Source organism: Bacillus sp. 05T22 (genome assembly GCF_056396765.1).
Genome location: NZ_JBFTMC010000293.1, coordinates 1 through 444 on the forward strand (window position 1 = coordinate 1; position 444 = coordinate 444).

Consider the following 444-nt stretch of genomic DNA (forward strand, 5'->3'; position numbering starts at 1 on the left):
TTGTTCGGCGGCTCCCAACACGTTCAGTTGACCGAGTTCGGCGTGAAGATTGGCAACGATGTTTTCGAGCAATACGCGCAACTGCGCCATCAACCCTTCCATCGCCTGAACCGAGTAGCGGGACGCGTTGTAATGCAGGCGGAATTCGTGGGCGTTGCCCGCCTCGTTCGTTTCCAGTTCAAGCATTAATTCAAACAGTGCTTCGCGCACCGCCAAACGCGGAGTCCATTGCAGATCAGCGGACGTCGCGGCTTGCATGGCCCGGCACACGGCAAAACCATAGGCCGGGCGAGCCGCCGTCGGCGCCAGTTCAGGCGACCAGTATTCCTGCCACGTACGGTGCTCATCCAGGCGCGCCGCCAACTCCGCCACCCAAGTGCTGAATGCTGCATTCGCCGTCAGTGACAGGTTCAGCGGCAGGGTTTTCTCGAACACGCCCACGGC

The 444-nt window shown here is 60.6% G+C and carries 1 protein-coding gene; it reads right to left on the reverse strand.

Annotation, left to right across the window (positions count from 1 at the left end; all coding sequences use genetic code 11):
- Window positions 1-444, reverse strand: a 444-nt coding sequence (locus AC1DIT_RS28525) for a hypothetical protein (RefSeq protein WP_476998634.1), incomplete at both ends; no start/stop codon positions are given.